Source organism: Telluria sp. RT2P19, assembly GCF_059685725.1.
Window position 1 is genome coordinate 36329 of the sequence record NZ_JCASIL010000029.1, and the last position, 9043, is coordinate 45371.

The window sequence follows — 9043 nt, forward strand, 5'->3', positions numbered from 1 at the left end:
GAAACGAATGATCGTCGGGAATCTGGAAATTCGTTTGATGGCGGATGTCGCTCGTATTACCCGTGACATGGCTGCCGCGCGCCAGGCTGTAGGCAATGCCACTGCCGGCATTGAACGCGCTGCCAATGCTGCTAAGTCGGCGCTGGCCAGCATCGGCGCCGGACTGATTGGCGGCATGGGCTTGTCCCAGATCGTTCGGATGACCGACGAATACACCAGGTTCACGGCGCAGCTCAAGCTCGGCACGAATTCGCAGAAAGAGTATGCGCGGGCGATGGAGGACGTGAAGCGCATATCGACCGCGGCCCAAAATGACATGGGCACGACCGGCGTTCTCTACGCGCGGATCATCGCCAGCACGCGAGACTTGGGCGTAACGCAGTCCCAAGTCGCCAAAGTCACTGAGACCGTCAATTTGGCGCTAGCAGCTACCGGCGCCGGCGCGACCGAATCTGCATCTGCCATGCTGCAGTTGTCGCAGGCGTTCGGGTCCGGCGTCCTGCGCGGCGAAGAATTCAATGCGGTGTACGAGGCGGCGCCTGAGCTCTTGCGGATCCTGGCCCGGAGTCTGGACATTCCAATCGGCCGGCTGCGCAAGCTGGCAGAGGAAGGAAAGCTCACCTCCGACAAGCTGGTTACGGCATTCTCCGACGACCAAGTCATCGCCAAGTTGCGCGAGAACGTGGCCCAGATCACGACGTTCTCCGGGGCGATGACGGTATTCCGGAACAATTTGGTCGAGGTCATCGGCCAGCAGCTTCACGCCAGCGGGGTAGTTGCGACTTTCACCAGCGCGATCCTGGCCGGCGCTGGTGCGATCAAGACCATGATCGATGTGCTTGCCATGGCCGCTAAGGTCGCCGCCGCTTATGTCGCGTTGCTCGTCATCGCACCGCCGCTGATCACGGCCACGGCTGCGGCCATGACGCGCCTCGGCCACGCCATGGCCGTGTACGCGATGAACGTGATGATCGGGCAGGCCAACACGATCAAGTTCAATCAGGTGCTATTCGGGACCTCCGTTGCGGCGGGCCTGGCGGCCGGTGCCATCACCAGAGTGGGCCTCGCGCTCAATGGCGTGTTCGCGCTGTACTTGGGCTGGCAGATTGGCAAGTACCTGAACGATCAGTTCGTCGAGGTTGAAGTCGCCGGAGAAATCATGGCCGGGGGGCTGCTCGAAGGCTGGGAAATGCTCAAGTTCGGCGCCAAGGTGGCGTTCGATGGAATGACCGTATTTGCGCGCGAAGCTATCGCCACGATCGCAAGCGCTTTCGCCACCTGGTTTGAATTCGTTGCCAAGGGCATGCGCCTGATCGGCGACGATGTGAAAGCTGATGCGCTGGTCGATTACGCCGACAAGATTCGCACTGCCACCGCTGTATCGGGCACGTTCGCCGGCCGTACCGCCGAAGCGCGCGCTGAGATGGAAAAGAACATCAAGGTCATCGATCAGGATACCGAGCGCCGCATCGCCGCCGCTTTTGCCGCGGATCGCGAGGGCGTTAAGCTGACGGCCTCAGCTGAGGCGCGCCTAAAGGCAGGCGAAGCCGTTACCGGCATGACGGAGGAGCAGAAGAAGGCTTACGAAAGTGCAGTCAAAAGTGCCAAGGATTACATCGAGAGCCTGAAGCGTGAGCGCCAGGAACTCGGGCTGGACGACGACCAGCTGCGCATGCTGAACGCATCGCGCGCCGCCGCGCTGGCACCGACCGCAGCGCTGCGCCGGGAAATCATGGAAAGCGCCTTGGCGCTGACCGTCGAGAAGCAGGCCGTCGACGCGGCCAAACTGGGGCGCGAGCAGTACGAGGCCGCAATCAAGGCCGAGGCGGACGCCCGGGCCCAAGAGCAGTCGAGCCTGCAGGACAGCATCGATCGGATGCGGGACGAGATCGACACCTACGGCATGGGCGCCGCCGCCATCACTCGGTACAACCTGGCCAAGCTCGAAGCACGCCGTGCCGACCTGATCGCGGCAGACAATTACGGTACCGAAATGCTCGCCGTGATGGATTCGATCGACAAGCTCACGCAGCTGGAGGGGCTGCAGAATGTACGCGACGACCTCGATAGCCTGTTCGAGACGGGGCGCGTCGAGACTTTCGGGCAAGCGCTCCGTGACGCGTTCGGCAATGCAGGCAGCGCCCTGGGTGAGCTGACCGGTGCGTTCAAAGACTACAGCGACAAACAGGATGCAGCCGAGATGGCGCGCGCGAAGGTGCGTCTGAAGTATGGCGACGACGAGAAGCGTATTGCACGCGAGGTTGGCAAGATCAATGCGCTGGAAGAGCGCGACCGCGTGTCTGCGTATGCTGATATGGCTGGCGCCGCGAAAGGGTTCTTCAAGGAGAACTCCACCGGTTACAAGGTCATGGAGGCGGCCGAGCGCACGTATCGTGCGATCGAGCTGGCCAATCAGATGCAGTCGCTGTACACGCACCTATTCGTGACCACCACCAAGGCCACTGCCACGGCGACTGGACAAGGCGTGGAAACCGCCGCGGTCGTGGCCGGAGAAGCAGCGCGCAACACGGCCAAGGTGCCGGGCGTGTTCATGGCGTTCATGAGTGCGTTGGGTCCGTGGGGCATGGCGGCGGCAGCAGTGGCGATCGCTGCGGTACTGGGCGGCGGGTTCGGCGGTGGCAGCAGCGTCAGCTTGTCGCAGCAGCGACAGGAGAAGCAGGGCACCGGCTCGGTGCTGGGCTCGGACGCGAAGTCTGAATCGATCTCGCGCGCGCTCGACGCTATCGAGGGCGCCACGCTCCAAGGCCTGGGCATCAGCAATGGCATGCTGACCTCGTTGCGCAACATCGAGGCCGGCATTGGGCAATTTGCGTCGCTGCTGGTGCGCACCACTGGCGTGACCGGCGACTTCGGCAAGGGCATGGGCAAGAACGTGTTCGACTCGAAGGCAATCGGCATCGGTGGCGCGGCCGGTGGTGCAGTGCTTGGCGCGATGGGCGGTGCTTACGTCGGCATGGGCGCCAGCCAGATCGGGCTCATGCTGGGCGGTCCAGTTGGCTTAGCGATCGGCGCCGTTCTGGGTGCTGTGCTGGGTAAGCAGGTCGGCAAGGTGATGACGAGTGTTTTCGGCGGCAAAAAAACCGTTGAAGACACCGGCTTTACTGTCCGCCCGATCTCTTTCCAGGGGATTCAGGACGGCCGCACCGACGCCATGCAGTATGCGGACATCAAGACGTCCGGCGGCTGGTTCGGGAGCGACAAGACCAAGCCTGCACTCGAAGGCCTGGGCCTGGAGGGCAATCGCCAGATCGCCAATGTCCTGATGTCGCTGTACGACACCGTCTTCCAGGCCGGCGGCATGCTGGGGATCGGCGCTGACGGCTTCGCCGCGCAGCTCAATAGCTTCGTGGTCGACATCGGCAAGGTGAGCCTGAAAGGATTGTCAGACGACGAGATCCAGGAGGAGCTGTCGGCTGTCTTCTCGAAGGTCGGCGACGACCTGGCCAAGTTCGGCGTGGGCGGCCTGGAGCAGTTCCAGAAGGTGGGCGAGGGCTACCTCGAAACCCTGACCCGGGTGGCCACCAACTACCAGGCTGTGACGGTGGTCACGGATTCGATGGGGATGACGTTCGGCTCGCTGGGCTTGGCCTCGGTCGGCGCGCGCGAGCGGCTGATCGACCTGGTCGGCGGCCTGGACGAATTCACCTCGAGCGCTGACCAGTTCCTGTCGGATTTCTACACCGACCAGGAGCGGGCGAACTCGCTGCGGGCGCGCATCACGCCAACGCTCGACCAGTTCGGCATCAAGACCGGCTCGGAAGACTCGCTGAAGCAGTTCCGCAGCGTGGTCACCGGGCTGGACCTGACGACCATGGCCGGCGCGCGTGCATACGCGACCCTGATCCAGATCGCCCCGGCGTTCAAGCAGATCGCCGACGTCGACGCGAAGGTGTTCGAAGAGCGGGCCGAACTGCAGGAGCAGCTCGACAAGCTGATGCTGACGTCGTCGGAACTGGCGGCGAAAGCCCGGGTGAAGATCGACGATCGCAACAAGGCGCTCTACGACGAAGTCCAGGCCCTGACGCTGGCGCAGGACGCGCGCGCCCTCGATATCCAGATCATGGAGCTCATGGGCGACAAGGCCGGCGCGCTGGCCGCCAACCGAGCAATCGAGCTGGCGGCGCTGGACCCGGCGCTGCGCGGGCAGCAGCAGCGCATCTACGCGTTGCAGGACGAGGCAACGGCGCTGACCGCCGCCAACTCGCTGCTCGGGATCCAGGCGCAGATTTACGAGCTGACCGGCGACAAGGCCGGCGCCGCCGCGGTGCTGGCGCAGCAGCAGGCCAACGCCCTGGCGGTGCTGGATCCGGCGCTGCGCGGCGCGACGCTGCAACTGTGGGGCCTGCAGGCTGCCGCCAAGGCAACCGAGCAGGTAAAAACGGATGCAGCCGCGCTGATGGGCGGCGTGGACGGTGCGTTTTCGGTGCTGCAGAAGGTCGTTGATCGGCAGAAAAAGGCGCTCCAAGGAGAAATCGACGTACGGATCAAATCGATCCAGACGATCGATGCGCTGTCGCAGTCGCTGCGGTCGACCCTGGACGGCATGACGGTGCAGGGCCGCGAAGCTGAGGACCGCCAGGCCGCCCAGGCTCAGATCCAGGCAGCGCTGGCCATGGCTCAAGCTACCGGCAAACTGCCGGATGCCGACGACTTGAAGAACGCGCTATCGATTGTCAGCAAGGATTCTGTTGCGCTATTCGCCACGCAAAAGGACTACCTGCGGGACTTCTACGCTACCCGAAACGGTATCGAGGACCTGTCGGGCCTGACGGACAAGGCGCTGACGGTGGAAGAGCGCAGCCTGAAATCGCTGGAGGACCAGGTCAAGCAGTACGACCTGATGCTCGAGCGCGAGCAGGAGCAGATCGACGTCCTGAAGGGCATCAGCGTGACGGGGCTCTCGATCGAGCAGGCCCTCGAAGCGCTGCGCAGTGCGGTGCTGGCCGCCGGCTCCAACCCGGTCAATTCAGCCGGCTCGGCAATTAGCGACGCGTACAAGTCGTCGCTGGGTCGGGCTCCGGACCCGGCCGGACTGGAATTCTGGAAGGACAAGGCGGCGTCGGGCATTTCCGTCGACACCATCGTGGGGGCCATCAAAGGCTCCCCCGAGGCGCAAATCCAGAAGCTCTACAAGGACGTTCTGGGCCGCCCTGCTGATTCTGGCGGAATGCAGTTCTGGCTGGACAAGGCCAACAGCGGCATGTCGTTTGACACCATTCGAGAGGCAATGCTTACGACCGACGAAGCCAAGAGAAAGCTGCGTGGCTTCGACGTCGGAACGAATTACATCCCGATCGATATGCCTGCAATGGTCCACCAGGGCGAGCGGATCATCCCTGCGGCTGACAACCGTGAGCTGATGCGCCGCCTGGCCAGCCCAGAACAGGGTAGCGCGGCACTCACCGCCGAGATCCGCATGCTTCGCGAGGAAGTCGCGGCGTTGCGCGGCGCGGCCGACCGTGGCGCCGAAGCGGCTGAGCGCACTGCTGGCAACACCGAGCAGCTTGCCGATCAGTTTGACAACGCTACGGATGGCGGCAATGCGATGCGTGCAGACGTAATCAATACAGTCCAGACAAGGGAGATTGCATGACGACAAGCGCACGGGTGATGGTGCCGATCAACATCACCGCGAGCATGCTCAAGGCAGGGACGACAACGCCAGAGCCGGATCTGGAAAACGGTGAGTTTGCATGGGTTGCCGCCGCGACCTACACGGTCGGCAATCAGCGAACTTATAACGGCTCCGTTTGGGCGTGCAAATTGGGGCACATGGGCCGCTCGATCACTCCGGATCGCGACATCAATTACTGGTATCGCGAGGGTCCGACCAACCGCATGGCGCCATTCGACGACTATTCGAACACGAAAGTCTCCGGTGTCGGCTCCCTGACGTACGTAATCCAGCCAGGGTTCGTGAATGGGCTTGCGATATATGGGATGGAAGGCTCGAGCTACAGCATTGTTGTTCGCAAGGCGCCTGGCGGTGAGGTGGTGCGCTCATGGAGCGGCGACCTGTACGGCCAGGCGGCAGGCCTTTACGAGCTGCTCTTCTCTGCTCTCGTTCCAACCGAACAGATGTCGTTCGATGGCATCCCAATCTCTCCGGATGTCGAGGTGACCATTACGCTTTCAGCGGCGCCGGAGGGTAGGGTGGCTATCGGCACGATCAAGCTGGGGGACTGGCGCCAGTTCATCGGCGAAGGCGAGATCGGCGGCGTGAATTACGGCGCTGAATCGGATCGCAAGACGCGGACGCTGAGGACCTACAACCCGGACGGTACGTACAAGATTGTGCGCCGCGCCACCAGCCGAGACGTGAGCTGCAGCATCGTGATCGATGCTGAGCAGGCCATGCGTGCCGACGCGCTTCTTGGCGAAATTATCGACACAGCAGTCCCGTTCGAAGCGAGCGGCCTGCCGCGATATGGATACCTCAATACGCTGGGATTCGTTACCGGAAGCATACGTGCTGACACGTTCGGCACAACATCAATCAATCTGAAAGTCGAGGGCAATATCTGATGGCAATTCAACCCGTACCGCAGATGACGGAGGTCCCGTCGTTTCCAGCGCTTTCCGATCGGGCAGCCGGTGACTACAACGCCAAGGCTTTTGCGTTCGGCACGCACATGGCTGAAAAGTTCAATGACGAGGTGCAGGCCGTAGCTGTGAGCGCGATGGAGAATGCAGCCGAGGCTATGGCAAAGGCAGTGACTGCAGAATCTGCGGCGCGGGCTGCGACTGCCTCGATGGAGGCGGCAATTTCCGTCGTCGGTGCGCCGCTGTGGGCTCCTGGCGTGCACATCCCCAAAGGGAAGTCGGTAATCGGTTCGATGGATGGCCATACCTACCGCAAGCTAACTGATGTCATCTGGACCGAGGATCCATCCGGCGACAAGACCAACTGGATCGATCTCACCGCTGCCAACAAGGATGGGGTTGAGAGTGCCGGCGCCGCGGCAGCGGCCGCGCGCGCTGGCGCAGAGGCCGCGCGCGACGCCGCACAACTTACCGCCGGTATTTACCGCGACATTCAGGCTGGACTCGCTGCCACGGCGACGGGTCGTTTCTTCAGCGTGCCGGCAGGCGATGGCAAAGATTCGATGATCATGTACCGGAATAACGCGGGCACGGCGGTTGAAGTGTCGCGGTACCCGGCTGCTGCAGAAGTGCGCGCCATCGGCGAGCGCATTAGCAAGAAGCTCCCCGATGTGAATCTGGCGGCGGTACCGGAGGATCTGCTGGTATCCATTGTCGATAGCGATATGCGCCGCACCTGGCTGGAAGCGCGCGCTGCTGACGGCGGACCATCGGAGCATGCTCAAGCCCATGTGCGCCGTGCTGCGGGGCTGGACGACGAGCACGTGCATCAGGGCATCCTGGCTGGCGTGATGGATAGCGAAGGGCGCCTAACGGACCTCGTGGTGCGCGATTCCGATGGTCAGGTACCCGATTGGGTAATTGAACGATGGGCGCCGCGCATTGCCGAAATGCAGCACAAGCTGGCGCTGAGGCGAGTGTCGGTTGTGGAGAGCTATACGCCCGGCTCCGATCTGCAGCCCCTGTACCCGACCATGACGACGATGGCAGGCTGGGGATCCTCCTCGATGGAGGGGATCCAGTCCGAAATCACCAATATGGCTGTCAGCTTCGGCGTGGCTAGCTATTTCAATGGTGGTCGCGGTGGTGAATGGTCAACTGATTCGTGCGCGCGCATGGGGTCGATCCCGGCAGTTCTGAGGGTTTCCGGCGGAGCAATCCCGCAGTCCGGTCCAGTCGCGGTTACTTGCACGAACACGACCCTGACAAACGCCTTGCTCCCCTATACGGGAACTATCAACGGCGTGCACGGGACGCTGATGCCTGGAGGGGGCGGGCACACCTTCACGCGTTCGGTCGCAGGTAGCGCCGTTCAAATGGAGGCCGAGCACCCCATGATCCCCGACAAGGGGATGGAGAACCGCGCATCGGTCGCGCTGCTCTGGCTCGGGAAGAATGATCTGTCATCAGGCATTTCTGCAGCCGATGTAATCGAGCGCACGGATTGCTCGTTCGAATGGCTTGCGCCAATGGTGAAGCGCTGCCTCGTGATCGGCCAATTCGTCAATGGCGGAACCCCCGCCAGCTCACAGGTCCGAGAAAAAATTTACGCCGTCAATGCTCAGCAAAAAGCGCGATATGGGCAGTTGTTCATTGATGTCCACGAGCTCGTTACCAGTCCGAACGTCTGGGCGGCGACCGGCATTACGCCAACCCAAAATGATCTGAATGAACAGGCACTTGGAAACAAGCCACCGTCTCTGTCGACCGACTCAGGTCATTTCAATGCAGCCGGCTATACGCTCGTACGACGCGCGATTGAGGCGCGAATGAAATCTCTCAAATGGTACGTTTAATCAAGGGAATTTATGAACACACTTATTTTTAAAGCTCCTCGCGCGATGTCGGCCCCTATCGCAGGGACCCCAGTGCTTCCCTTGATTGGCGACGATTGGGAGTTGGCCCTGTTTGCAAGCGATTTCGTCAATATGTATGCCGACGGCGCCGTTACATCAAGCCTCGCAGCGAGGGGTACGACTGGCTCGAACGATGCGCGGACCTTCAAGACTCGCTCTGGATGGAACGGTGCAGTTCTAGACCATGACGCAGCACCAGGCGGCAAGCCGGCGCTCATCTTTAACGGAAACGCTTCGATGGAGGCTCAACTATATTTGCTGCCCCAGCCTTCCACTGTTGTAGTCATGGTTCGAATGGACGAATACATCAGCAACGCAACGCCGCGAATTTTTGGGGGTGTGGGTGGGTACATCAATAACATCGACGTTCTCGGCGCTAATAAGCTGCGGCTTCGAGCATGGACGGATTCACCTGGGCCTGATTTCGTCGGCCCGCCAATCGGTGTATGGACTCCAATCGTAGTGGTTTTCAACGGCAGTCAGTGCAAGGTCAAAGTGGGCGGCGGCTCGATTTCGACGTTCAATGAAACGAAGAGTGAATCGATGTTCTTGATGGCGCTCGG

General features: G+C 61.8%; 4 protein-coding genes. All 4 read left to right on the forward strand.

What is annotated here, in order from left to right:
* The first annotated feature begins 7 nt into the window (after positions 1-7).
* Positions 8-5614 carry a tape measure protein gene (locus AC56KW_RS24930; RefSeq protein WP_497173321.1) on the forward strand — a complete coding sequence of 1869 codons (5607 nt, stop codon included), beginning with the start codon at positions 8-10 and terminating at the stop codon, positions 5612-5614.
* The gene (locus AC56KW_RS24935; RefSeq protein WP_497173322.1) at positions 5611-6546 is read left to right on the forward strand and encodes a hypothetical protein; all 936 of its coding nucleotides are present in this window, start codon (positions 5611-5613) and stop codon (positions 6544-6546) included. Before AC56KW_RS24930 ends, AC56KW_RS24935 begins: the two co-directional genes overlap by 4 nt.
* Positions 6546-8420, forward strand: coding sequence for a hypothetical protein (locus AC56KW_RS24940; RefSeq protein WP_497173323.1), 1875 nt, complete (start codon positions 6546-6548; stop codon positions 8418-8420). The genes AC56KW_RS24935 and AC56KW_RS24940 overlap by 1 nt, the downstream gene beginning before the upstream one ends.
* A gap of 12 nt (positions 8421-8432) precedes the next feature.
* Positions 8433-9043: hypothetical protein (locus AC56KW_RS24945; protein ID WP_497173324.1), on the forward strand; the 611-nt coding region annotated here is incomplete at its 3' end.

Bases quoted from the DNA above. Each gene is read 5' to 3' on its own strand.
- AC56KW_RS24940 (WP_497173323.1), top strand. From the start codon at position 6,546: ATGGCAATTCAACCCGTACCGCAGATGACGGAGGTCCCGTCGTTTCCA.
- AC56KW_RS24930 (WP_497173321.1), top strand. From the start codon at position 8: ATGATCGTCGGGAATCTGGAAATTCGTTTGATGGCGGATGTCGCTCGT.
- AC56KW_RS24935 (WP_497173322.1), top strand. From the start codon at position 5,611: ATGACGACAAGCGCACGGGTGATGGTGCCGATCAACATCACCGCGAGC.